Below are 23577 nucleotides of genomic sequence, written 5' to 3'. Positions count from 1 at the left end.
GCGCATGCGCGGATCCGGACGACCTCACAAGATTCAGCACTGAACGCCCCGAAGGACCATACAGCACGCCATGAAAGCCGCCGAAATCCGCGAGAAATTCCTCAAGTTCTTCGAGTCGAAGGGCCACACGATCGTGCGCTCGTCGAGCCTCGTGCCGGGCAACGACCCCACGCTGCTCTTCACCAACTCGGGCATGGTGCAGTTCAAGGACGTGTTCCTCGGCACCGAATCGCGCCCGTACTCGCGCGCCACGACCGCGCAGCGCAGCGTGCGCGCGGGCGGCAAGCACAACGACCTCGAGAACGTCGGCTACACCGCGCGCCACCACACGTTCTTCGAGATGCTCGGCAACTTCTCGTTCGGCGACTACTTCAAGCGTGATGCGATCCACTACTGCTGGGAGCTGCTGACCAGGGTCTACGGCCTGCCGGCCGACAAGCTCACGGTCACCGTCTACAAGGAAGACGACGAGGCCTTCGACATCTGGGCGAAGGAAGTGGGCGTGCCGACGGAGCGCATCATCCGCATCGGCGACAACAAGGGCGCGCGCTATGCGTCGGACAACTTCTGGCAGATGGCCGACACCGGCCCCTGCGGCCCGTGCTCGGAAGTGTTCTACGACCACGGCCCGGAAGTCTGGGGTGGCCCCCCGGGGTCGCCTGAGGAAGATGGCGACCGCTTCATCGAGATCTGGAATCTCGTGTTCATGCAGTTCAACCGCGACGCCCAGGGCAACATGACGCCGCTGCCCAAGCAGTGCGTCGACACGGGCATGGGTCTCGAGCGCCTCGCCGCCGTGCTGCAGCACGTGCACAGCAACTATGAGATCGACCTGTTCCAGAACCTGATCAAGGCCGCTGGTCGCGAGACGGGCACCGCCGACCTCACGAACAACTCGCTGAAGGTGATCGCCGATCACATCCGCGCATGCTCGTTCCTGATCGTCGACGGCGTGATCCCGGGCAACGAAGGCCGCGGCTATGTGCTGCGCCGCATCGTGCGCCGCGCGATCCGTCATGGCTACAAACTTGGCCGCAAGCAAGGGTTCTTCCACAAGCTCGTGGCCGATCTCGTCGCGGAAATGGGCGCGGCGTATCCGGAACTGAAGGAAGCGCAACCGCGCGTGACCGACGTGCTGCGCCAGGAAGAAGAGCGCTTCTTCGAGACCATCGAGCACGGCATGTCGATCCTCGAAGCCGCGCTGGCGGATCTGGACGCCAAGGGCGGCAAGACGCTCGACGGCGAGCTCGCATTCAAGCTGCACGACACCTATGGCTTCCCGCTCGACTTGACTGCGGACGTCTGCCGCGAGCGTAACGTCACGGTCGACGAGCCGGCCTTCGACGACGCCATGGCGCGCCAGCGCGAGCAGGCGCGCGCCGCGGGCAAGTTCAAGATGGCGCAGGGCCTCGAATACTCGGGCGCGAAGACCACGTTCCACGGCTACGAGGAAATCGTCTTCGACGACGCCAAGATTGTCGCGCTCTATGTGGATGGCGCCTCGGTCAACGAAGTGAAGACCGGCCAGGACGCCGTGGTCGTGCTCGACCACACGCCATTCTACGCGGAGTCGGGCGGCCAGGTGGGCGACCAGGGCGTGATCTCGAACGCGAGCCTGCGCTTCGCGGTGGCCGACACCCTCAAGGTCCAGGCCGACGTGAGCGGTCACCACGGCACGCTGGAGCAGGGCACGCTGAAGGTGGGCGACGTCGTGAAGGCGGAAATCGACGCCATCCGCCGCGCCCGCACGGCGCGCAACCACTCGGCCACGCACTTGATGCACAAGGCGCTGCGCGAGGTGCTGGGCCAGCACGTGCAGCAGAAGGGCTCGCTCGTCGACGCTGACAAGACGCGCTTCGACTTCGCCCACAACGCGCCGATGACCGATGACGAGATTCGCCGCGTAGAAGAAATCGTCAACGCGGAAGTGCTCGCGAACGCGCCCGGCATCGTGCGCGTGCTGCCCTACGACGAAGCCGTGAAGGGCGGCGCGATGGCGCTCTTCGGCGAGAAGTACGGCGACGAAGTGCGCGTGCTCGACCTCGGTTTCTCGCGCGAGCTGTGCGGCGGCACGCACGTGAACCGCAGCGGCGACATCGGCCTCTTCAAGATCGTGATGGAAGGCGGCGTGGCGGCGGGCATCCGCCGCGTGGAAGCGATTACGGGCGACAACGCCGTGCGCTTCGTGCAGGAACTCGACGCGCGTGTGAACGCGGCGGCCGCGGCGCTCAAGGCGCAGCCCTCGGAGCTCACGCAGCGCATCGCGCAGGTGCAGGACCAGGTCAAGTCGCTCGAGAAGGAGCTGGGCGCGCTCAAGTCGAAGCTCGCTTCGAGCCAGGGCGACGAGCTCGCGGGCCAGGCCATCGAGGTGAACGGCGTGCACGTGCTGGCCGCCACGCTCGAAGGCGCGGACTCGAAGACGCTGCGCGAGACCGTCGACAAGCTCAAGGACAAGCTCAAGAGCGCGGCGATCGTGCTGGCGGCCGTGGAAGGCGGCAAGGTCAGCCTGATCGCGGGCGTGACCGCCGAGGCCAGCAAGAAGGTCAAGGCCGGCGAGCTCGTGAACTTCGTCGCCCAGCAGGTGGGCGGCAAGGGCGGCGGCCGTCCGGACATGGCGCAGGCGGGCGGCACCGAGCCGGCCAACCTGAGCGCCGCGCTTGCGGGCGTGAAGGGCTGGGTCGAAGCGAAGCTGTAACGCGGCCGTAGCAACGCGGCTGAGAGGCCGCTTTGATGCGAAAAGGGCTGTCCGTGAGGGCAGCCCTTTTTTATTTCCACGCGCAGGGCCGAGGCCGCTCCGGCGCAGCGCGTACGTCAGGCGGCGTTAGCCCATGTCATGCGGTCGTGGGCAAGCCTTCGGCCCGAGCCGTATCGCCGCGAGCGCGCGATTCGCTTTGCGCATGCTCGACCAGCGCCGTTTTCAGGGCATCGAGCGCGGGCGAGAAATGCCCGCGCCGCCACACGAGCAGCGTATCGATCTGACCGAGCTTGCCGAGCGAGTGGATCGCCACCTCGTCGGCGTTGCGCTGCAATTCGAGCACGGAGCGCGGCGCCACGGCCACGCCGGCGCCTGCCGCCACGCACGCGACGATCGCGTGATACGAGCCGAGCTCCAGCACGCGCGTGGGCCGGATGCCGTGTTCCAGGTACCACGCCTCCACATAGTTGCGGTAGGCGCAGCCGCGCTCGAACGCCACGAGCGTCGAGAGCGCGACGTCGCCTGGCGCCCGGATCGGCCGATGGCCGCGCGGCGTGATCATCACGAGCTCCTCGCGGTACACGCGCACGTAGTCGAACACTTCGGCGTCGGGCGGGCCGGCGAGCGGCGTCGCGATCAGCGCGGCGTCCACCTCGAATTCGCGCAGGCGCTCGATCAGGTGGCCCGTGGTGCCGGTCTCCAGCTCGAGCGTGACCTCCGGCCAGTTCTGGTGATAGCGCGCGAGGACGCCCGGCAGGCGGCTGGCCGCCATGCTTTCCATCGCGCCGAGCCGCAGGCGTCCGCATGGAGCGCCCGCTTTGAGCGCGTGGCGCGCCTCGTCGGCCAGGGCGAGGAGCCGCTCGGCGTAGGGCAGCAGCGTCTCGCCCGCGGGCGTGAGTACGAGGCGGCGGCCGTCGCGCGTGAAGAGCGGCGTGCCGAGCTGATCTTCGAGCTGCTTGATGCGCGTGGTCACGTTCGACTGCACCCGGTTGAGCTTGGCGGCGGCCCGCGTCACGCCGTTTTCGCGGACCACGGCGCGAAAGATCGCGAGCGCGGCGAGATCCATGATTCTCTCCTTGGGATGGATTCGTTCATCATAATTCATTTTTTGTGAACGGTTGCGGCGACTAATATGCTAAGGGTGGCGTTGTGCAGGGCGCTTCCGCTCATCGCCCACGTAGTTTCTCCTTGGCTTCTCATTTGGCCGCCGCCGACCATGACCGACATCGCTTCCCGCGCCGACGCCCCCCGCGCGCTTCCCGCTCATCCGGCCCATCTTCCGCACGCCGCGCGGCGTGCCGCGCTCGCCTGCATGGCGGTGCTGGCGGCGGCGCTCGGCATCGGGCGCTTCGCGTTCACGCCGCTCCTGCCGCTGATGCTGCACGGCGGCGCCCTGGATTTGCGTCATGGCGGCTGGCTGGCGTCGCTCAACTACGCGGGCTATTTCGTCGGCGCGGTGGGGTGCGTGGCGCTGCGTTTTGCGCCCGCGCGCATCGTGCGCGCCGGGCTCGCGGCGACCGCGCTGCTGACCGTGGCGATGGGGCTGACGCACGCGTTCTGGATCTGGGCCGTCGTGCGCTTCGTGGCGGGCGCGGTGAGCGCGGCGACCTTCGTGTTCGCGTCGCAGTGGGGCCTGCGGCGCCTCGCGCAACTGGGCGCCAACGAGTGGGGCGGCGTGATCTACACGGGGCCGGGAGTGGGCATCGTCGCGACGGGGCTGCTGGTGAGCGCGGCGGGCGGCCTTGGCGCGCAGGCGGGGTGGATTGGCTTCGGGCTGATTTGCGTGTTCATCGCGGCGCTCGTGTGGCCGGTATTCGGCGACGATGCGCGTGAAGCGGCGTCTCGCACGGAAGGGGCGGCACGGCAGGCGGCAGCCGCGGCGCAACCCGCGGTCACAACGATGGCCGCGTCGTCACCTGCAGCGCCGTCCGCGCCGAATACGCGCAATGCGCCATCTGCGCCGCCCGCTCAAATCACCGCGCCAGCATCGCCATCCCATGGCGCGCGCGCCGACGCCTTCTGGCTCGTCCTGCTCTATGGCGTGCCCGGCTTCGGCTACATCATCACGGCAACCTTCTTGCCGGTGATTGCGCGCCATGCGCTGCCGGGCTCCGTGTGGCCCGACCTGTTCTGGCCGATGTTCGGCATCGCGCTGATCGTGGGCGCGCTCTCGGCGGCACGCCTGCCGCTGCACTGGGACAACCGGCTCATGCTCGCCGCGTGCTACGTGCTGCAGGCGCTCGGGATCGCGCTCGGCATCGTCTGGCCGAACGCCGCGGGCTTCTCGCTGGGCAGCGTGCTGATCGGCCTGCCGTTCACGGCAATCACGCTCTTCGCCATGCGCGAGGCGCGCCTGCTGCGAGGCGAGCACGCCGCTGCGCTGATGGGCTATGCGACCGGCGCCTATGGCATCGGCCAGATCGCCGGGCCGCTCGTGGCCGCGCCGCTCGCGGCCTCGACAGGCTCGTTCTCGCCCTCGCTCTGGCTCGCCGCGCTGGCCTTGCTCGCGGGCGCGGCGGGGCTCGTGTGGCGCGCCGTGCGCTCGCGCGCTTAAGCAAGCCGTTTCTCGCCGTGGCGGCGCGTGCCCAGGACGCTCTGCACGCCTTTTGCGATGGCACACTAAAATAGCCCTTTCGTGCTGTTTTTTGCCATTGCACGCCGTTTGACGGACGACCCGCCGAACGGCAAGCCGCGCATCCTGCGACTCCTACCGACTCATGAGCGAATACCAGTTTTGTCCGCGTTGCGCCTCGCGCCTCGCCGAACGCGCCGATCCCGCGCACGAGGGTGGCCGCGTGCGCCTCGCGTGTCCCGACATCGCCTGCGGCTATGTCCATTGGAACAATCCGTTGCCCGTCGTGGCGGCGATCGTCGAGTATGAGGGCCGCATCCTGCTCGCTCGCAACGCGGCCTGGCCCGAAGGCATGTTCGCGCTCATCACCGGCTTCCTCGAAAACGGCGAAACGCCGGAGCAGGGCATCGCCCGCGAAGTGCACGAAGAGACCGGGTTGCACTCGCAGAGCGTCGAACTCGTGGGCGTCTACGAATTCATCCGCAAGAACGAACTCATCATCGCGTATCACGTGAAGGCGGCGGGCACGATTGCGCTCTCGCCGGAGCTGCTCGAATATCGGCTCGTCGAGCCCGCGGAGCTGCGTCCATGGCGCGCGGGCACGGGGCCGGCGCTCGGCGAATGGATGCGCCGGCGCGGCCTGCCGTTCGAATATGTCGAGCGGCCCGGGCAGTGAGCGTCTCGCTGGCGCTTCGCGCATCCTGAATGCGGTCGGTTCCTGACCGCCACCCTGAGTCTCGCCCCGAGGCTCGCCTATTCGATGAATCGACCCGCCCGATGAACCGACCCGTCGCCATTGCGCGCTCCGACTATCGCCATTTCCTGTCCATTACCACGCGCTGGATGGACAACGACGTCTACGGCCACGTCAACAACGTCGTCTACTACAGCTACTTCGACACCGTCGTGAACGAGTATCTGATTCGCGCCCAGGCCCTCGATATCGAGCACGGCGCAACCATCGGGCTCGTGGTCGAGACGCAGTGCAACTACTTCGCGCCGCTCGTGTTTCCCGAGCGCGTCGAGGCGGGGCTGCGCGTGGCAAGGCTCGGTGCGTCGAGCGTGCGCTACGAGGTCGGCCTCTTTCGCGAAGGCGAGTCCGCGCCCGCCGCGCAGGGGCACTTCGTGCACGTCTACGTCGAGCGCGCGACGCGCCGCCCCGTGAGCGCGCTGCCCGAGGCCTTGCGCGCCGCGCTCGCGCCGCTCGTGGTCGAGGGCGCCGGCGCGCCGCCGGTCTGAACGAGCGCGTTCCGCTTTCGCGCGCTCACCCGCTGCAACCCCCTAGGCGCCCACCGTGCAGGCTTTCGTGATCGACACGCTCAACGGCGCAAGCTACGGCCTGCTGCTGTTCATGCTGTCCGCCGGGCTCACGCTGATCTTCAGCATGCTCGGCGTGCTGAACTTCGCGCACGCGAGCTTCTACATGCTCGGCGCGTATCTGGGCGTCACGCTGGGCGGCACGCTCGGCTTCGGCTGGGCGCTCGTGCTCGCGCCGCTTGCCGCCGGCTTTGCGGGCGCGGCGTTCGAAGCCAAGCTCTTGCGTCGCACGCATGCGGCTCTCGCAGGCCGGCTCGGCAGCTCGGGCAATCCGCTCAATGCGCTGCTGCTGACGTTCGGCGCGGCCTGGGCGATCGGCGAGCTGGTCAAGCTCGTATGGGGACTCCAGCCGCTCGCGGCGCCCGTGCCCGCGTGGCTCGACGGCGCGCTGTTCCGGTTCGGCGGCGCGGCGTTCTCGCGCTATCGCGCCTTTGCGATGCTCGTGGCGTTGGCGATGCTCGGTGCGATCCACGTGGCGCTGCGCGTCTCGCAGACGGGCCTCGTGGTGCGCGCGGCGCTCACGCATCGAGGGGCGGTGGAGGCGCTCGGCCACGACGTGCCGCGCGTGCAGACGATGGTGTTTGCGCTCGGCACCGCGCTCGCCGTGCTGGCGGGCGTGGTCGCCGCGCCGCTCTTCGTGGTGGAGCCGGCGATGGCCGAATCGGTCGGTTCGATCGTATTCGTGGTGGTCGTGACGGGCGGCCTCGGGTCGCTTTCGGGCGCCTTCGTTGCCTCGCTCGCGGTGGGCCTGCTGCAGACCTTCGCGGTGTCGAGCGATGTGTCGCTGGGCGGCCTGGCCACCAGTCTTGGCGTGACGCTCGCGCCCGCGTGGCGTGCGCTCACGCTCGCGCAGATTGCGCCGCTGCTGCCGTATCTGCTGCTGGTCGCGATGCTCGCGGTGCGCCCGCAAGGGCTCTTCGGCCAACGCGGCGAGGACGCCTGACGCGCCATGAAAGCCGATAAATCTCGCGCACCGATCGACGCGGCTGGCCGTCAGCTTGAACCTCATGCGCCTCAGTCACGCGAGCTGATGCGTTGGTGCCGTTGGGCGGCATCGCGCTGGGCGCCCTGGCTCGGGCTGGTGGCGTTCCTCGGCCTGCCGCCGCTCGTTTCGGCGTGGCTCTCGCCCGCGGGCGTGCCGCAGGGCTGGCTGCTTGCGTGCCTGGCCCAGGCGGCCACGATGATCGTCTTCGCGCTCTCGTACAACCTCCTGCTCGGCGAGACCGGCCTGCTGTCGTTTGGCCACGCGGCGCCGGCCGGGCTGGGAGCTCTCGCGGCCGCGCAGCTCTTCAATCACTACGCGATCCCGCTGCCGCTTCTGCCGTTCGTGGGCGGCATGGCGGGGGCGGCGGTCGGCGGGCTCATTGCGCTCGTCGCCGCGCGCCGCGCGGGCACTGCGTTCGCCATGATCACGCTCGGGCTCGGCGAGCTCGTCGCCGCGGCCGCGTGGGCGTTGCCCGACTGGTTCGGCGGCGAGGCGGGCGTCGCCATCGACCGCACGAGCGGGCCGGCCATCGTGCCTGGGGCCGCCTGGACCTTCGGGCCGGATCGTCAGGCGTACTGGGTCATCGCCGCGTGGTGTCTCGTCGCGAGCGCCGCGATCTACGTGCTTGCGCGCGCGCCGTTCGTGCGCCTCGCCAACGCCGTGCGCGACAACCCGGTGCGCGCCGCGGCGCTGGGCGCATCGCCTGCGCGCGTGCGGGCCACGATGATCGTCCTTGCCGCGGGCTTTGCCGGCGTCGCGGGCACGCTCACGCTCATCAACGTGGAGCTGGCCGCGGCCGAAAGCGTCGGCATGATGCGCTCGGCCGCCGTGCTCATCGCGACCGTCACGGGCGGGACTGCGTCGTTCTTCGGGCCGGTGCTCGGCGCGCTGGTGTGGGTGGCGTTCAGCGTGGGCGTGGCGAGCGTCTCGCGTGCCTGGATGCTCTATGTGGGGCTCTTTTTCATCGCCGTGGTGCTGGCGGCGCCCGATGGGCTCGCGGGCCTGATGGCGCGTCAGCGCGCGGCGCTCGCGCGGCACGGCTGGCGGTGCTGCGGCACGTATTGGACGATGGCGGCGCTGGCGGCCTCGTGTGGCGCGTTCGCGCTCGTGCTCGCGGTCCAATGGGCCTACGCGCTGCGCTTCGGCGACGACGATCCCGGCGCATGGCTTGGCACGCTGTCGACTCGTGCGGCGGCGGGGCTCGCCGTGGCGATCATCGCGTTGTCGGCCCTGGCGGCCTGGACAGGACGGCGCGCGCGCCGAGCGGCGCGCGCGCTCGAGCGGCTGGATCGGCTGGAGCGCCTCGACCCGCGCAAGGAGGCAGCATGACGTCCGCGCTGCGGCTCATCGGCGTCGAGAAGCGCTTTGGCGCGACGGCCGTGCTGCGCGGCGTCGATCTCGACGTGCGCCCCGGTGAGCGCCATGCGTTGATCGGCCCCAACGGCGCGGGCAAGTCCACGCTGTTCAGCCTGATCGCGGGCGAGCGCCGCGCGAGCGCGGGCCGCATCGTGCTGCACGGCGAGGACGTCACGCGTCTCGCGAGCCCCGTGCTCGCAAGACGCGGCCTCGCGCGCAGCTTCCAGACCACGAGCGTGTTCGCGCGCCTCACGGTGCGCGAGAACTTGCGCTGCGCGGTGCTGGCTTCGCTAAGCGGCGGCGCGGGGCTGGCGGCGCGCTGGTTCGGCTCGGCGCGCGCCGACGCACGCGTGGGCGAATTGCTCGATGCCCTCGGCCTCGCGCACGCCGCAGCGCGCGAGGCGGCGGCGCTGAGCTACGCCGAGCAGCGCGCGCTCGACCTTGGCCTCGCGCTCGCGGGCGGCGCGCAAACGCTGCTGCTCGACGAGCCCACGGCCGGCATGAACCGCGCCGAAGCCGCGCGCGCCGTCGATCTGATTCGCGCGACCACCTCGGGCAAGACGGTGCTGCTGATCGAGCACGACATGGATGCGGTGTTCGGCCTTGCCGACCGCGTCTCGGTGCTGGTGCAGGGGCGCGTGATCGCCACCGGCACGCCAGAGGCGATACGCACCGATCCCGCCGTGCGCGACGCGTATCTAGGCGCGCATTTCGATGCGCGTTTCAACGCCCCAGGGCATATGAGGCGCTCGCCATGAGCGTGCTCCTCGAAATCGAAAATCTGCGCGCCTGGTATGGCGCGAGCCAGGTGCTGCATGGCGTCGATCTGCGTGTCGGTGCGGGGGAGGTTGTCGCGCTCGCGGGCCGCAACGGCTCGGGTCGCTCGACGCTCGCGAAGGCGCTGATGTCGATGGTGGAAGCCGACGGCGTACGCCGTTTCGCGGGTGCGGATCTCACGCCGCTGCGCACCTTCGAGATCGCGCGGCTGGGCTTGGGCTACGTGGCGGAGCAGCGCGACGTGTTCCCGACGTTGAGCGTCGACGAGAATTTGCGTCTCGGTCTCACAAAGCGCGGTTCAAGTGCACGAGCGGGCGCGCTGCGGGCTTCGCTGCGAGGTGCACTGCGCCGCGCCCCGCGCTTCACCATCGACGACGCCCACGCGCTTTTCCCGATCCTGCTCGAGCGCCGCAGCGCACGCGCGGGCGTGCTCTCGGGCGGCGAGCAGCAGATGCTCGCGCTGGCCCGCGCGCTCGTGGGCGATCCCGATCTGCTCTTCGTCGACGAGCCCGCTGAAGGGCTGTCCGCGCAGATGGCCGCGCGCGTGGGCGCGTGCCTGCGCGCGCTGCGCGAGCGTGGTGTCGCGCTGCTGCTCATCGAGCAGCGGCTCGAGCTGGCGCCGGGACTGGCGGACCGCGTCGCGGTGATGGGGCATGGGCGCATCGTGTTCGAGGGCACGCCGCAGGCGCTCGTGCAACGCGAAGACGTCGTGCGCGACTGGCTAGGCGTGGGCTGAGGCCTTCGGCGCGAGCGGTTTGGCGGCGCGCGAGAGCGCTGTCATCGGCCCGATGCGCGCGAGCGTCTCCCGTTGCGCAGCGTCGCGCACGAAGAGCGAGCCCGCGAAGCCGAGCGCGTTCACGGAGATGCCCTCGACGCGCTCTGCCTCGCGCGGCACCACCAGCATCCAGCGGCGCGTGACGAGCAGGTTGTAGGGCGCTGCTTGATGCGGCACGCCTTCGACTTCGACGGTTCCGATGCCGGCCGCGTGCAGCAGTGCCCGGTAGGTGTCGAGTGCGCGTTGGGCGTCGGGTTGTGCGTTGGTCAGTGCGTCCCGGTCTGCACTTTCGCCATCCGCGGTCCCAACCAGATCGAGCCACGCGAAGGCGTGCGCGAAAGGCAGCCCCGGCACGCGCACGGTAGCGACCGCCGCGGCAGCGGGCGCCGTGGTATCGGCAGCCACGGCATCGGCCGGCGCGGTATCGGCCGCGATGGTATCGGTAGCTGCGCCATCGGCTCCCGCGACATCGGCCCCCACGGCACCGGCCGGCGCTGCATCGGCAGCTGCGACATCGGCCCTCACGGCATCGGCTGGCGCCGCATCGAGCAGCGTCTCGACGGGCACCGCCGCCCCCGCCGCATCGAGCGGCAGCGGCACGGCCTGCAGATGCTTGTGCGGCTGGCTCGCGCCCGCTTCTGTCCCACCGTTGTAAAACCCCAGCGCGTCGAAGCCGTGCAGCACGACGAGCAGCGCCGCGAAGTCGGCATGATCGAGCAGCGCCTCCTGCGGCACGAAGCGGCGCGTGACGATCAGCAGGTGCTCGTCGAGCACGTTGTACTTGTTGAGCAGCGCGACATGCGTCGAAGAGAGTTCGCCCACGCACAGCTCGTCGTCGTAAGGCAGGAAGGGATTGCGCCGCGGCGTCTGCGACCCGCTGTGCGCTGGCGCATCCGTGCGCCGCGCCGCCTCCTTGCGCACGAGACTCGATACCTCGCGAACGGCAAAGCGCACACCGCCATCGTCGATGTGCGTGAGCGCGGTTTCGATCGGCTGCAGCGCGCCGCACTGCAAGGCCTCGCGCGTGCGCTGCGCGATCGCGTCGCGCAGCGTGCGGGCCGTGAGCACGGTCGCGGCCATCGGCTCAGGCCTTGTAGCCGATCGCGCGCAGCAGGTCGTGGCGCCAGCGCACGTCGTCTTCGGTCTCGATGCCGAGCGGCGGCTCGCCATCCACCACGCCAATAATGCCGCGCCCCTTGTCCGTTTCGGCAATCAGCACTTCGGTTGGATTGGCGGTCGCGCAAAAAATGCGGCACACCTCGGGCACGGCCTTCACGATGTTGAGCACGTTGATGGGGAAGAAGCCATCGCCGAGAAAGACGATGAAGCTGTGGCCCGCCGCGATGCGCAGCGCGTTGCTCGTGGCCATTTCGACGAGTGCGTCGTTCGTGCCCGAGCGGCGCACGAGACGCTTGCCCGAGGCCTCGCAGAACGCGAGGCCGAACTGGATGCCTGGCACCGCGCCGTAGAGCGCCTCGTGCAGGTCTTCGACCGATTTGATGAAATGGGTTTGCCCGAGTATGAAGTTGGTGGCTTCGGGCTTGACGATCTCTACCGTGGACAGTTGCATGGCGGACCTCGCGCGGGGCGTCTCGATGGCCGCCGCTCGACGACGAGGAGCGCGCGGCGTGGTTCAAGAAGACTAGTACGAAGTCGCGGCGCGTCCAAGGCGAGGCCCGCCGCGCGGGCCGCCGCAATGGAAAACGGCCGGCGCCACGCTGGGCAACCGGCCGTTGTTCATGCAAGGCGCACTATTGCGCGCTAGGTCAGGCGTGCCTCACCCGCTCAGGCTGTCTTTGCCGCGCGCTTGCCCTCGACGTCGGGCAGGAGCACGGTGAGGATGCCGATCAGCGGCAGGAACGAGCAGACCTTGTAGACGAAGGCGATGCTGGTAGCGTCCGCCAGTTGGCCGAGCACCGCCGCGCCGATGCCACCGAGGCCGAACGCGAAGCCGAAGAACAGGCCCGCCACCATACCTACCTTGCCGGGGATCAGCTCCTGCGCGTAGACGAGGATGGCCGAGAACGCCGAGGCGAGCACCACGCCGATGATCACGGTCAGCACGCTGGTCCAGAACAGATTGGCATAGGGCAGCAGCAGCGTGAACGGCGCGACGCCCAGAATCGATCCCCAGATCACGTACTTGCGGCCGATGCGGTCGCCCACTGGGCCGCCGATGATCGTGCCCGCCGCCACGGCCGCGAGGAACACGAACAGGTGCACCTGGGCGGCCTGCACGGGCAGGTGGAAGCGGTCGATCAGATAGAACGTGAAGTAGCTGTTGATGCTCGCGAGGTAGAAGTACTTCGAGAACACGAGCAGCACGAGAATGCCGATGGCGGTGGCCACGCGGCCGCGCGAGAGCGTGACGTGCGGGGCCTCGGCGCGCTTTTTCTTCATTGCCGGATGGGCCTTGTACCAGCGGCCGATCTGCGTGAGCACGAACATCGCGACGAGCGCCGCCACCGAGAACCACGCGATGCTGCGCTGGCCGTGCGGAATGACGATCACGGCGGCGAGCAGCGGCCCAAGCGAAGAGCCCGCGTTGCCGCCCACCTGGAACAGCGATTGCGCGAGGCCGTGGCGGCCGCCCGAGGCCATGCGCGCGACGCGCGAGGACTCCGGATGGAACACGGAGGAGCCGCAACCGACGAGCGCCGCCGCGACGAGCAGCACGGCGAAGCTCGGCGCCACCGACATCAGCAACAGGCCGCAGAGCGTGAAGCCCATGCCGACGGGCAGCGAGTACGGCAACGGACGCTTGTCGGTATAGACGCCGACGAGCGGCTGCAGCATCGAAGCCGTGATCTGGTAGGTGAGCGTAATGAGGCCGATCTGCGTGAACGACAGCGAGAAGTTGTCCTTGAGCATCGGATAGATGGCCAGGATCAACGACTGGATCATGTCGTTGAGCAGATGCGAAAAGCTGATCGCGCCGAGCACGGAGTACACGGTGCGCTGCACACCGGTGGAGGCCGGGGAGGCGGCGGACACAGACGGGGCGCCAGGCGCGGCGCGCTTGTCGAAGCTGGTTTCCATATTGTCGATAAGCAAAAAGGCTTCACGCGGGCGCCGCGACGAATGTTGGGTCCTTGAAAGCATCAAGAACCCGTTGCGGCGATGGCATGAAAAGGTCATGTATAGGAGTTATGAAGCGCAGTGTAATGTGTCTCGACTGAACAGTCCGGACATATTTTGTCGAGAATCTGCCAAGTGGGTGCCGTCGCGCGCGCCGAAGCTACGGGGCAGGACCACAACCAGCGCCCGCGCGCCGTTAAAGAATGCGCGGCGCCGTGCCGTTGACCGGGGTTGAGGCGTTGCGCATACGAGTCGATTGCGGGCGGATCGAGGGTGTATGCACACAGACACTGGAGACCGATAACGATGAGAGCAATGAAAGAGCCTGCCGGGCACACGAGTTTCGTGCAGGAGGAGTTTGGGGCGGTCGCCGGAGTAAACGGCGTGGTGGGCGGCGGGAAGCACAGCAAAGGCGCAAGGGGTTCGGCAGGTGCAGAGGGCAGGTCGCTCTCAGTGAAGACGATGCTGCGCGTCGCTTTCGCGGTGGTGCTGGTCGGCACGCTGGCCATCGGCGCCTTCTCGCTCACGCAGATCAGCCGCCTGAACGATTCCACCGAGTCGATCTACGAGCAGGGCCATATCGCCAGCCGCGCTGCGGAGGAAGTGCGTGGCCACGTGCTGCGCGCGAGCCGCGGGCAAAAAATGCTGCTCACCGCGACTACGGCGAAGGAGCGCGACGAGCTGGGTGAGGACATCGAGAAGGACCTCGCCGCGCTCGTGGTCCAGATGAAAGTGCTCGACCAATATTCATCGCAGTCGGCCGGCGACGCGCCGGGCGCCGCCGCGCTCGCGCAGCAAAAACAGTTCGCGGCGTTGGCGCAAACATGGAGCGGCCATCTGCGCGACTTCGTCACGCTCATGAAGGCGCAGCCGCTCGATCTTTCGCAGATGAGCTGGCAGGTCAGCATGCAGGACGTGTCGCTGCTCGTGGAGACGGGCAAGCTCGAGAAGCTCGTCGATCAGCTCGTCGCGCAGCGCGGGGCCGCCGCCAAGGCGACGATCGCGGCTTCGGCGTTCATCTACAAGTCGTCGTTTGTGATGATCGCCGCGGCGACGCTGGCGCTGTTCGTGCTGGCGTTCGTGGTGAGCGAATGGGTCGTGCGGCGCCTCGCGCACCAGCTCGGCGGCGAGCCCGCGCATGCGAAGGCCATTGCCGCGCGCATCGCCTCGGGCGATCTCGCGCAGCCGGTCGAGGTGCATGCGCGCGACGGGGCCAGCATGCTCGGTGCGCTGCGCGACATGCAGAACGGACTGTCGACGACGGTGGCCGAGATCGCCGCGAGCGCCGAGGCGATTGCCGCTGCATCGGGCCAGATTTCGACGGGCAATCTCGATCTCTCGCATCGCACGGAAGAACAGGCCGTCGCGCTCGAGCGCACCGCCAGCAGCATGGAGCAATTGACGTCCACCGTGCGCCTGAACGCGGAGAACGCGCAGCAGGCGAGTACGCTGGCCGGCAACGCCTCGCAGATCGCGCAGAAGGGCGGCGCCGTGGTCGGCCGCGTGGTGGCCACGATGAACGAGATCAACGACAGCGCGAAGAGCATCGCCGACATCATCGGCGTGATCGAAGGGATCGCGTTCCAGACCAATATTCTGGCGCTGAACGCGGCCGTCGAGGCCGCGCGCGCGGGCGAAGAGGGGCGCGGCTTCTCGGTGGTTGCGGGCGAGGTGCGCAATCTCGCGCAGCGCAGCGCCGCGGCGGCCAAGGAGATCAAGACGTTGATCTCTGCCTCGGTCACGCGCGTGGCGAACGGCTCCACGCTCGCCACCGACGCGGGTCAGACCATGGAAGAGGTCGTGAAGGCCGTGAAGCGCGTGAACGACATCATCGGCGAGATTTCGGCGGCATCGAGCGAGCAGCGCGCCGGCATCGAGGAGATCAGCCGGGCGGTCACGCAGATGGACGCGGGCACGCAGCAGAACGCGGCGCTGGTGGAAGAGGCCACGGCCGCGGCGCAATCGCTCGACGACCAGGCCAAGGTGCTCAAGCGCCTCGTGGGCAAGTTCCAGCTCGCTTGACGGTCAACCACGCTGCATGCAAAAACGCCGCGCTGCCTGATCGGGCAGCGCGGCGTTTTACGTGGTGCAAATTATTTAGCGCTACTTCGCGTCGCGTTCGATGATCCACTCGTGCGCCGGGTCGTTGTGGAAGTGCCACTCGCGCGTGGGGCCCGCCATCACGTTCAGGTAATAAGAGTCGTAGCCGTAGGGCACGACCACCGGATGATAGCCGCGCGGCACCATCACGACGTCGTGATCCTCTACGGCCATGGTCTCGTCGAGGTCGCGCAGGTCGGTGTAGACGCGCTGGAACGCGAAGCCCTGCTGTGGATTGAGCCGGTGGTAATAGGTCTCTTCCAGCGCGCTCTCATGCGGCAGGCGGTCGGCATCGTGCTTGTGCGGCGGATAGCTCGACGAATGGCCCGAAGGCGTGCGCACCTCCACCACGAGCAGCGACTCCGCCGGCTCGGTCTGCGGAAGAATATCGCAGACGTAGCGTGTATTCGCGCCTTTGCCGCGCGTGGAGCGTTTCATATGCGCGGGCTCGATGAGCCGCACGGGCAGCGTGCCAAGCGCTGGCGCGCTCGCCACGCCCAATTCGGCTTCGCGCGTGGCGCGCACCACCGCTTTCACACCGGGCGGCACGTAGAGCGCGTAGGGCGCGGCGTCCTCGAATACGCTGTCTCGCGAGCCGAGGCCCGAATAACGCTTGCCGCCGGCCACGATGTCCACGGCGCCCGAGAGCACGACGATGCAGCTCTCGCGGTCCGTTTCGTGTACGTAGACGACATCGTCGGCGTCCATGCGGTACGCGGCGAAGCCGACATAGCGCCAGCCCGCCGTGGCGGGCGTGACGCGCGCGATCGTCTGGCCTTCGCGCGCGGCCTTGACTAGCAGGCTCATGCTGCCTCCTTGCTGGCATTGCTTGATACGCTATCCGAATCGACGAGCGAGCGCAGCGTGCGATAGCCCTTCTGCGCGTACGCGTACGATGGCGCGATCACGGGGTCCTGCTCGGCCTCTACGACTAGCCAGCCGCGGTAGCCGTGCCGCTTCAGACGCGCGATGATCGCCGGAAAATCGACGGCGCCGTCGCCGGGCACCGTGAACGCGCCCGCGAGCACCGCGTCGAGAAAGCTCCAGTTGCGGTTGCGCGCGAGCTTCACCACGGCGGGGCGCACGTCCTTGCAGTGCACGTGGCATACGCGTGCGATGTGCTTGTCGAGCTCCACGACGGGGTCGCCGCCCGCGAACGTGATATGGCCCGCGTCGAACAGCAGGCCCACGGCGTCGCCCGTGCGCGCCATGAGCTTGTCGACGTCGGCCGGCGTTTCCACATAGGCGCCCATGTGATGGTGATAGGCGAGCCGCACGCCACGCGAGAGCGTATGGCGCGCGAACGCGTCCACGCGCGCGGCGTATTCGTCCCACTGCTGCTCGCTGAAAAAGCGTGGCCGCTGATAGAGCGGGCGCGGCGCGCCCTGGATCGAATCGGCCACTTCGCCGTACACCATCACGGTGGCGCCGTTCTGCGCGAGCAGGTCGAGATGCTTGTCCACGGCCGCGATCTCTTCAGCCACGCTGCGCCGCGCGAGCATGCCGGAGTACCAGCCGGACACGAGCGACAGGTCGTATTGCGCGAGCAATGCCTTGAGCGCCTGCGGCTCGCGCGGAAACTTGTTGCCGAGCTCGAAGCCTTCATAGCCGATCTCGCGCCCCTCGGTGAGCGCCTGGGAGAGCGGCGTCTCGCCTCCGAGCGAGGGCAAGTCGTCGTTCATCCACGATAGCGGATTGATGCCGATGCGTACTTCAAATGCACTCATGTGCGTTCCTCGATCTCTGCAAACGTGAGTCTCGTCATGCCTCGGTTGGGTCGGCCGCGTCACCGCCTTCGTTGCCGCTTTCATTTTCAGCGTCGGGCGCTGCCTTCGTCGCTGGCGGCGCGTCGGCACGACGCTCGCGTCGCCCGCGTTGCGCGAGATGCGCGTCATAGCGCTCGCGTGCCTCGCGCACGGTGGCGCGCGTCGAAACCTCGGGCACGGCCACCTCCCACCACCAGCCGCCGTCCTCGGTCGTGCGCGCCGGATCGGTGTCGATGCTGATGAGGTAGGTGCGCGACGCCGCGCGCGCGCGTTGCAGCGCGGATTCGAGCTCAGTGACGCTGGCGACGTGCTCGGCCTGCGCGCCCAGCGAGCGCGCGTGCGAGGCGAAGTCGATGCGCGGCGCGCCAAGCGGCCCTTGCGCGCAGTCCTCGAACAGGTTGTTGAACGGTGCGCCGCCGCAGGCCTGCTGGAGCCGGTTGATGCAGCCATAGCCGCGGTTGTCGAGCACGACGATGATGAGCTTCGCGCCGAGCATCACCGAGGTCGCGATCTCGCTGTTCATCATCAGGTAGCTGCCGTCGCCGACCATGACGATGACCTCGCGATCGGGCCGCGCGAGCTTCGCGCCGAGCCCGCCCGCGATCTCGTAGCCCATGCACGAGTAGCCGTATTCGACGTGATAGGCGCCCGGCTGGCCGGCGCGCCAGAGCTTGTGCAACTCGGCGGGCAGCGTGCCGGCCGCGCACACGACGATATCTTCGGTGTACGAACGGCTCGACGAGCGCTGCACGGCGCCGATCACGTCGGCGTCATAGGGCAGGCTGTGGCGTTCCTGCGGCGCGTGCGTCAGCGCTTCGACGCTCATGCGCCATTCGTCGGCCAGGTGACGTGCATGCGCGGTCCAGTTCGCGTCGGCACGCCAGTTGATCAGCTCGTCGCTCAGCGCCGCGAGCGCGAGCTTCGCGTCGGCCTCCACGGCGAGGCCGTTGTGCTTGAGCGCATCGAAGCCGTTTGCGTTCACGCCGATCACGTGCGCGTGCGCAAACAGCGAATTCGAGCCGGTCGTGAAGTCCTGCAGGCGCGTGCCCACCGCAAGAATGCAGTCGGCGTCACGCGCCAGTGCGTTCGCGGCGGGCGAGCCCGTCACGCCGATCGCGCCCACATTGAGCGGATCGTCCCACGCGAGGGCGCCTTTGCCGGCCTGGGTCTCCGCCACCGGAATGCCGCGCGCCGCGGCGAGCGCCTGCAACTGAGGCGCGGCGCGCGAGTAGAGCACACCGCCGCCCGCGACGATGAGCGGACGTTTCGCGCGATGCAGTTGCGCGAGCGCCGCGTCGATCTCGCTCTGCACGGGCGCGGCGGCGTGAAAGCTCACGAGGCGAGGCGTGAAGAAACTCGCGGGATAGTCCCACGCCATGGCCTGCACGTCCTGCGGCAGCGCGAGCGTGACCGGGCCGCACAGCGCGGCGTCGGTGAGCACGCGCAGCGCGCGCGGCAACGCGCTGAGCAATTGCGCGGGATGCACGATGCGGTCGAAGTAGCGCGACACGGGCTTGAGCGCGTCGTTGGCGGAGAGGCCGCCATCATGCGGATCTTCGATCTGCTGCAGTACCGGGTCGGGCTCGCGCGAGACGAAGATGTCGCCGGGCAGGAGCAGCAGCGGCAACCGGTTCACGTGCGCGAGCGCGGCGGCCGTCACGAGGTTGGTGGCGCCAGGGCCGATCGACGTGGTCACGGCCATCATGCGGCGGCGGAAATGCGCCTTCGCGTAGGCGATCGCGCTGTGCGCCATCGCTTGCTCGTTGTGCGCGCGCAGCGTGGGCAGTTCGTGGCGATAGTGATAGAGCGCCTCGCCGAGGCCCGCCACGTTGCCGTGCCCGAAGATCGCGAACACGCCGCCGAAGAGCGGCTCGGTGCGGCCCGAGCCGTCTTCGCAGGCCACGCGCTGAGCGGCGAGAAAGCGCACCAGTGCCTGCGCCGCGGTGAGGCGCACCGTGGCGGCGGGCGGGCTCGGTACGGCGTTCGGCTGTCCCTCGGTCGAGGCGCCGGAAATGGGAGCGATGCGCTGATTCATGCTGCTTTCTCCTCGCGTGTGGCGTGGCCATCGCGATGTGCCTGGCTCGGCGCCTGGCCGCGCGCCGCACGCCATGCCGCGATCAGCGTCTCGAAGGCGCGGCGCACGCGCGCGATCAATTCCTGGTCGTCGATTTCACCGGCGAGCCAGGCGAGGCTCGGCTCGTAGAAGATGGTGCGGCCCACCGTGAAGCCGCGGCACGTCTGCGAAGCCGCCGCCGCGCGAAATCCGCTCGTCAACTGCTCGATGGGCGCGGAGAGGCCGAGCAGCACCACGCCGCGGCAGTGCGGATCGCGCTCGGCGATCAGCGCGTCGATGTCGCGCCACTGCGCCGCGTCCATCGGCTCGAGCTTCCACCACTCGGGGTAGAGGCCGATGTTGTAGAGCCGCTTGAGCGCGCGATAGACGGTGTCGGGCGCGTTCGGCCGGCCGTCGAGCTTCGGCGGAATCACTTCGAGCAGCAGTTCGTGGCCGCTTGCCTGCACGGCGTCGTAGAGCGCGCGCAACTGCGCTTCCTGTTCGAGACGCTGCTCGATTGGCTCGTCGGGATGGAACTGCACGAGACACTTGACCGTGTGCCCGATGGGCCAGGCGGCGAGCGTCGTGCCGATCGAGCGGCCATGGTCGAACACGAGCGGCACCGAGCCCGGCAGCTCGACCGGGCGGCCGATCCACCAGTCGCGCCCGGTCGCGGCGTTGAGCGCGTCCTGGCCATAGCGATCGTCGATCAGCACACCGATGCAGCCTTGCAGGCCGAGTGCGCTTTCCGTCTGCGCCACGGCATCGACGAACAGGTTTTTCAGGTACGAGATGCGCGCTTCGCTGGCGCCGGTCTGCTGGGCGAGATCGAAGAACTGGTTGCGATGGTCGAACGCGAAGCCCAGCACCTCGTCGTAGTGCTTGCGCGCGGGTGTCACGCGGTGCAGGCGGGCGAGCGTGGCGTCGCGGTCGGGGCGGCGCATGCGCGCGGGGTCCGCGGCGGCTTCGCGCAGGAAATAGTCGAGTTCCGCGGGCGTGGGCATCGCGGGCGCGCAGCCGTGGCGCGAGACCACGAGCGCGCCGCACGCATTGGCCGCGCGCGCGCAGTCTTCGAGCGGCGCATCGCGCAGCCAGCCCGAAAGAAAGCCCGACGCGAACGCATCGCCCGCGCCGAGCACGTTGAGCACTTCGACCTCCACGCCGCGTTGCAGCGGCACGTCGTCGAGCGAGTCGGGCACCGCGCCTTCGACGATCTGGCAGCCGAGCGGCCCGCGCTTCACGAGCAGCGTGGCGGGCGTGACCTCGCGCACGCGCTTGAGCGCATCGACGAGCGTCTCTTTGCCGCCCGCGATGCGGAATTCTTCCTCGGTGCCGATCACGAGATCGAACAGCGGCAGGATGCGCTGCAGATGCTCGCTCACGCCAGCGCTCGCGATAAAGCGCGTCTCGCCGTCGGCCTTGCCGGTCAGCCCCCAGAGCACCGGGCGATAGTCGATGTCGAGCACGGTGCGCACGTTGTTGCGGCGCGCGTAGTCGAGCGCCTGAAGGCTCGCGCGGTTCACCTGTTCGGTCGAGAAGTGCGTGCCGGTGATGAGCAGCGCCTTGGACGAAGCAATGAACGCCTCGTCGAAGTCGCCCGCATCCACAGCCATGTCGGCGCAGTTCTCGCGATAGAAAATGAGCGGGAACGTGTCGCGGTCTTTCAGGCCGAGCAGCACGAGCGCCGTGAGCCGCTCGGGGTCGATGCGCACGTGACTCGTGTCGCAGCCTTCTTTCGTGAGCGTTTCGGTGAGAAAGCGCCCCATGTGGTCGTCGCCGACGCGCGTGAGCATGGCCGAGCTCAGGCCGAGTCGCGCGCAGCCAAACGCGATGTTCGCCGACGAGCCGCCGAGATACTTGGCGAAGGTGGAGACGTCTTCGAGCCGCGCGCCGACCTGCTGGGCGTAGAGATCGACGCCGAGCCGGCCGAGGCAGACGATATCGCGGCTGCGCCCGGGCGCGAAGCGTGAAGGGTGGGTGCGGGGGAGGGCCATGAGCATTCCTGTCGTATGCGGTCTCAGTTCGGTCACTATTCAGACTCAATCCGGAGTCGACGCGCGCCTCAAATGGTCGCGCCGTCGAGCTCGGCAATCATCTTCTGCATTTCCGCGCCGCCGGCCATCATGTCGAGCACCTCGTTCTTGCTGATGGTGTCCTTCGTGTACGTACCGAGCGAGCGGCCGCGATTGAGCAGCGTGAACGAGTCGCCAATCGGGTAGGCATGGTGCACGTTATGCGTGATGAAGATCACCGAGATGCCTTTCGCGCGGGCGCTATGGATCAACCTGAGCACGTTGAAGCTCTGCTTCACGCCGAGCGCGGCGGTTGGCTCGTCGAGAATCAGCACGCGCGCGCCAAAGTGAATCGCACGCGCGATCGCGAGGCACTGGCGCTCGCCACCCGACATCGTGCCGATGGCCTGATGCGGGTCGCGCACGTTGATGCCCATTTCCGCGAGACGCTCCTGGGCGATTTGCGCGCTCGACTCGAGATCCATGACGTTGAGAAAGCCGAACAATTTCTTCTGCGGCTCGCGCCCCATGAAGAAGTTGCGCGCCACCGAGAGCAGCGGCACCAGCGCGAGATCCTGGTAGACGGTCGCGATGCCGAGGTCGAGCGCGTCTCGCGGCGATTCGAAGCGCACGGGCTTGCCATCGACGAAATACTCGCCAGAGGTGGGCGCATGCACGCCGGCCAGCGTCTTGATCAGCGTGGACTTGCCCGCGCCGTTGTCGCCGAGCAGGCAGTGCACTTCGCCACGCTTCAGGCGCAGCGTGACGCCATTGAGCGCGATCACCTTGCCGAAGTACTTGCTGACGTTTTCCAGGGCGAGGATCGTGTCGCCGTTCTCGTTCTGGTCGACGGCGCCGTTTGCTGCACTGTTGAGTGATTCGGTCATGTCGGCCTCCGGCTTACGATTGCGCGACGCGGCGGCGCACATAGTGATTGAAGAGCACGGCGATCAGCAGCATCACGCCGAGGAAGACGCGGAACCAGTCCGAGTCGATGTTCGTATAGGTGATGCCGATCTGCACGACGCCGAAGATGAGCGCGCCGAACGCCGCGCCGATCACCGAGCCATAGCCGCCCGTGAGCAGCGTGCCGCCGATCACCGCGGCGATGATCGCCTCGAATTCCTTTTGCAGGCCGCGGTCCGCGGCGGCCGAGCCGATGTCGCACACTTGCAGCACGGCAAAGAGGCACGAGCAGAACGCGGTCAGCATGAAGAGCGAGATCTTGACGCGCTTGACCGGCACGCCCACATTCTTCGCGGCGTTGGCGTCGCCGCCCACGGCGAGGATCCAGTTGCCGTAGCGCGTCTTGGCGAGCGTGAACGCGCCGATGGCCACGAGCGCGAACCACCAGAGGATCACCTTCGGCACGCCCGGCACGAGCGGCTGGCCGTTGTCGAGCATCTTGCCGATGCCGATGTGCGCGAGCGCTACGAAGAGGTCCTTGAACGCCGTGCCGTGAAAGAGCAGGTTGGTTACGTAGTCGGCTTTCGCGACGTCGCCCACGCCCGAGACGATCGTGCGGTCGGCGAACATGATCGAGAGCGCGAGCGTGAGGCCGCGCAGGATGAACAGGAACGCGAGCGTGACAATGAACGAGGGCAGCCGCGTGCGCATCACGAGGTAGCCGTTCAGGGCGCCGAGCGCCGTGCAGCCCACGAACGCGAACAGGATGGACAGCGCGATGGGCCAGTGGAAGTACATGGTGGGGATGGCCACCATCATGCCGGCGAAGCCGATCATCGAGCCGATCGAGAGGTCGAACTCGCCGGCGATCATGAGCAGGCACGCACCCACGGCAAGGATGCCCAGGTAAGCGGCGACCTGCGACCAGTTCATCACGCCGTCGAGGTCGAACATGCCGGAGCCGCCCGCGCCGATCGCGAACACGGCGAACACGAGCACGGTGCCGGAAATCGCAGCAAATTCGGGGCGGCCGAGCAGATGCCCGAACCACGATTCGCGCCGCACGCGCTCGTCGTTGGCGCGTGGCCCCGCCGGCGACGGTTGGCCTTCGCGTGGGTCTTGCGCGCCGTCCGTTGCATGCGAGGGGAAGTGTTTGCCGGCTACACCCATGATGTCTCCAGAATA

Annotated in this window: 19 protein-coding genes; 9 read left to right on the top strand and 10 right to left on the bottom strand. The window is 68.3% G+C overall.

The features are described from left to right. Positions 1-70 precede the first annotated feature (70 nt). Positions 71-2695: an alanine--tRNA ligase gene (gene alaS / locus BO1_RS27185; protein WP_028220261.1), complete on the top strand. Its 2625-nt coding sequence runs from the start codon at positions 71-73 to the stop codon at positions 2693-2695. Positions 2696-2831: 136 nt separating this feature from the next. On the opposite strand, the gene BO1_RS52865 is transcribed toward alaS, so the two are convergent. Next, on the bottom strand, positions 2832-3761 hold the full coding sequence (locus tag BO1_RS52865; RefSeq protein WP_043286659.1) for a LysR family transcriptional regulator: 930 nt from the start codon (positions 3759-3761) through the stop codon (positions 2832-2834). A gap of 150 nt (positions 3762-3911) precedes the next feature. Here BO1_RS52865 and BO1_RS27175 point away from each other — a divergent pair, with 150 nt between their 5' ends. The 7 genes from BO1_RS27175 (at position 3912) to BO1_RS27145 (ending at position 10438) form a co-directional block, all read left to right on the top strand. Further along, the gene (locus tag BO1_RS27175) at positions 3912-5249 is read left to right on the top strand and encodes a YbfB/YjiJ family MFS transporter (RefSeq protein ID WP_028220260.1); all 1338 of its coding nucleotides are present in this window, start codon (positions 3912-3914) and stop codon (positions 5247-5249) included. 163 nt (positions 5250-5412) lie between these two features. Beyond that, a complete protein-coding gene (locus tag BO1_RS27170; RefSeq protein WP_028220259.1) occupies positions 5413-5943 on the top strand; it encodes an NUDIX domain-containing protein in 531 nt (176 codons plus the stop codon). A gap of 101 nt (positions 5944-6044) precedes the next feature. Next, positions 6045-6506: an acyl-CoA thioesterase gene (locus tag BO1_RS27165; protein ID WP_028220258.1), complete on the top strand. Its 462-nt coding sequence runs from the start codon at positions 6045-6047 to the stop codon at positions 6504-6506. A gap of 55 nt (positions 6507-6561) precedes the next feature. Then, positions 6562-7527, top strand: coding sequence for a branched-chain amino acid ABC transporter permease (locus BO1_RS27160; RefSeq protein WP_028220257.1), 966 nt, complete (start codon positions 6562-6564; stop codon positions 7525-7527). Positions 7528-7533: 6 nt separating this feature from the next. After that, positions 7534-8898, top strand: a complete 1365-nt coding sequence (locus BO1_RS52860; protein WP_407670007.1) for a branched-chain amino acid ABC transporter permease — start codon at positions 7534-7536, stop codon at positions 8896-8898. After that, positions 8895-9683, top strand: coding sequence for an ABC transporter ATP-binding protein (locus BO1_RS27150; protein WP_028220256.1), 789 nt, complete (start codon positions 8895-8897; stop codon positions 9681-9683). Before BO1_RS52860 ends, BO1_RS27150 begins: the two co-directional genes overlap by 4 nt. Further along, complete coding sequence (locus BO1_RS27145) at positions 9680-10438, top strand: ABC transporter ATP-binding protein (protein ID WP_028220255.1); 759 nt, start codon at positions 9680-9682, stop codon at positions 10436-10438. The genes BO1_RS27150 and BO1_RS27145 overlap by 4 nt, the downstream gene beginning before the upstream one ends. Here BO1_RS27145 and BO1_RS27140 read toward each other — a convergent pair. The 3 genes from BO1_RS27140 to BO1_RS27130 all read right to left on the bottom strand — a co-directional run bounded on the left by BO1_RS27140 (position 10424) and on the right by BO1_RS27130 (position 13516). Next, positions 10424-11557, bottom strand: coding sequence for an ATP adenylyltransferase family protein (locus BO1_RS27140; protein ID WP_028220254.1), 1134 nt, complete (start codon positions 11555-11557; stop codon positions 10424-10426). The two genes, BO1_RS27145 and BO1_RS27140, sit on opposite strands and share 15 nt — an antisense overlap. A 4-nt stretch (positions 11558-11561) precedes the next feature. Next, positions 11562-12047: an adenosine-specific kinase gene (locus tag BO1_RS27135; RefSeq protein WP_028220253.1), complete on the bottom strand. Its 486-nt coding sequence runs from the start codon at positions 12045-12047 to the stop codon at positions 11562-11564. Positions 12048-12262: 215 nt separating this feature from the next. After that, the gene (locus tag BO1_RS27130) at positions 12263-13516 is read right to left on the bottom strand and encodes an MFS transporter (protein ID WP_028220252.1); all 1254 of its coding nucleotides are present in this window, start codon (positions 13514-13516) and stop codon (positions 12263-12265) included. A gap of 501 nt (positions 13517-14017) precedes the next feature. On the opposite strand from BO1_RS27130, the gene BO1_RS27125 reads away from it, so the two are divergent. Further along, on the top strand, positions 14018-15577 hold the full coding sequence (locus BO1_RS27125; RefSeq protein WP_156992415.1) for a methyl-accepting chemotaxis protein: 1560 nt from the start codon (positions 14018-14020) through the stop codon (positions 15575-15577). 81 nt (positions 15578-15658) lie between these two features. Here BO1_RS27125 and iolB read toward each other — a convergent pair whose 3' ends face one another. From iolB to BO1_RS27095, 6 genes are all read right to left on the bottom strand, one after another. Beyond that, positions 15659-16462 carry a 5-deoxy-glucuronate isomerase gene (iolB, locus tag BO1_RS27120; RefSeq protein WP_028220250.1) on the bottom strand — a complete coding sequence of 268 codons (804 nt, stop codon included), beginning with the start codon at positions 16460-16462 and terminating at the stop codon, positions 15659-15661. Then, positions 16459-17382 (bottom strand): myo-inosose-2 dehydratase, encoded by a 924-nt coding sequence (iolE, locus tag BO1_RS27115; protein ID WP_028220249.1) that lies wholly within the window; start codon positions 17380-17382, stop codon positions 16459-16461. The genes iolB and iolE overlap by 4 nt, the downstream gene beginning before the upstream one ends. A 34-nt stretch (positions 17383-17416) precedes the next feature. Next, positions 17417-19456 carry a 3D-(3,5/4)-trihydroxycyclohexane-1,2-dione acylhydrolase (decyclizing) gene (gene iolD / locus BO1_RS52855; protein WP_084688210.1) on the bottom strand — a complete coding sequence of 680 codons (2040 nt, stop codon included), beginning with the start codon at positions 19454-19456 and terminating at the stop codon, positions 17417-17419. After that, positions 19453-21468, bottom strand: a complete 2016-nt coding sequence (locus BO1_RS27105) for a bifunctional 5-dehydro-2-deoxygluconokinase/5-dehydro-2-deoxyphosphogluconate aldolase (protein WP_028220248.1) — start codon at positions 21466-21468, stop codon at positions 19453-19455. Before BO1_RS27105 ends, iolD begins: the two co-directional genes overlap by 4 nt. 68 nt (positions 21469-21536) lie before the next feature. Beyond that, positions 21537-22373 carry an ATP-binding cassette domain-containing protein gene (locus tag BO1_RS27100; RefSeq protein WP_043286679.1) on the bottom strand — a complete coding sequence of 279 codons (837 nt, stop codon included), beginning with the start codon at positions 22371-22373 and terminating at the stop codon, positions 21537-21539. 13 nt (positions 22374-22386) lie between these two features. After that, entirely contained in the window at positions 22387-23562 is a 1176-nt protein-coding gene (locus BO1_RS27095) for an ABC transporter permease (RefSeq protein ID WP_028220246.1), read from the bottom strand. Between the last annotated feature and the right edge of the window lie 15 nt (positions 23563-23577).

Source organism: Paraburkholderia oxyphila NBRC 105797 (assembly GCF_000685075.1).
Lineage (GTDB): Bacteria > Pseudomonadota > Gammaproteobacteria > Burkholderiales > Burkholderiaceae > Paraburkholderia > Paraburkholderia oxyphila.
Note: the sequence above shows the minus strand (reverse complement) of the source record. Positions and strands in the feature narration are given on the sequence as shown.

Excerpts from the sequence above, each read along its gene's own strand:
- alaS (WP_028220261.1), top strand. The coding sequence starts at position 71 with ATGAAAGCCGCCGAAATCCGCGAGAAATTCCTCAAGTTCTTCGAGTCG.
- BO1_RS52865 (WP_043286659.1), bottom strand. The coding sequence starts at position 3,761 with ATGGATCTCGCCGCGCTCGCGATCTTTCGCGCCGTGGTCCGCGAAAAC.
- BO1_RS27175 (WP_028220260.1), top strand. The coding sequence starts at position 3,912 with ATGACCGACATCGCTTCCCGCGCCGACGCCCCCCGCGCGCTTCCCGCT.
- BO1_RS27170 (WP_028220259.1), top strand. The coding sequence starts at position 5,413 with ATGAGCGAATACCAGTTTTGTCCGCGTTGCGCCTCGCGCCTCGCCGAA.
- BO1_RS27165 (WP_028220258.1), top strand. The coding sequence starts at position 6,045 with ATGAACCGACCCGTCGCCATTGCGCGCTCCGACTATCGCCATTTCCTG.
- BO1_RS52860 (WP_407670007.1), top strand. The coding sequence starts at position 7,534 with ATGAAAGCCGATAAATCTCGCGCACCGATCGACGCGGCTGGCCGTCAG.
- BO1_RS27150 (WP_028220256.1), top strand. The coding sequence starts at position 8,895 with ATGACGTCCGCGCTGCGGCTCATCGGCGTCGAGAAGCGCTTTGGCGCG.
- BO1_RS27145 (WP_028220255.1), top strand. The coding sequence starts at position 9,680 with ATGAGCGTGCTCCTCGAAATCGAAAATCTGCGCGCCTGGTATGGCGCG.
- BO1_RS27140 (WP_028220254.1), bottom strand. The coding sequence starts at position 11,557 with ATGGCCGCGACCGTGCTCACGGCCCGCACGCTGCGCGACGCGATCGCG.
- BO1_RS27135 (WP_028220253.1), bottom strand. The coding sequence starts at position 12,047 with ATGCAACTGTCCACGGTAGAGATCGTCAAGCCCGAAGCCACCAACTTC.
- BO1_RS27130 (WP_028220252.1), bottom strand. The coding sequence starts at position 13,516 with ATGGAAACCAGCTTCGACAAGCGCGCCGCGCCTGGCGCCCCGTCTGTG.
- BO1_RS27125 (WP_156992415.1), top strand. The coding sequence starts at position 14,018 with ATGCTGCGCGTCGCTTTCGCGGTGGTGCTGGTCGGCACGCTGGCCATC.
- iolB (WP_028220250.1), bottom strand. The coding sequence starts at position 16,462 with ATGAGCCTGCTAGTCAAGGCCGCGCGCGAAGGCCAGACGATCGCGCGC.
- iolE (WP_028220249.1), bottom strand. The coding sequence starts at position 17,382 with ATGAGTGCATTTGAAGTACGCATCGGCATCAATCCGCTATCGTGGATG.
- iolD (WP_084688210.1), bottom strand. The coding sequence starts at position 19,456 with ATGAATCAGCGCATCGCTCCCATTTCCGGCGCCTCGACCGAGGGACAG.
- BO1_RS27105 (WP_028220248.1), bottom strand. The coding sequence starts at position 21,468 with ATGGCCCTCCCCCGCACCCACCCTTCACGCTTCGCGCCCGGGCGCAGC.
- BO1_RS27100 (WP_043286679.1), bottom strand. The coding sequence starts at position 22,373 with ATGACCGAATCACTCAACAGTGCAGCAAACGGCGCCGTCGACCAGAAC.
- BO1_RS27095 (WP_028220246.1), bottom strand. The coding sequence starts at position 23,562 with ATGGGTGTAGCCGGCAAACACTTCCCCTCGCATGCAACGGACGGCGCG.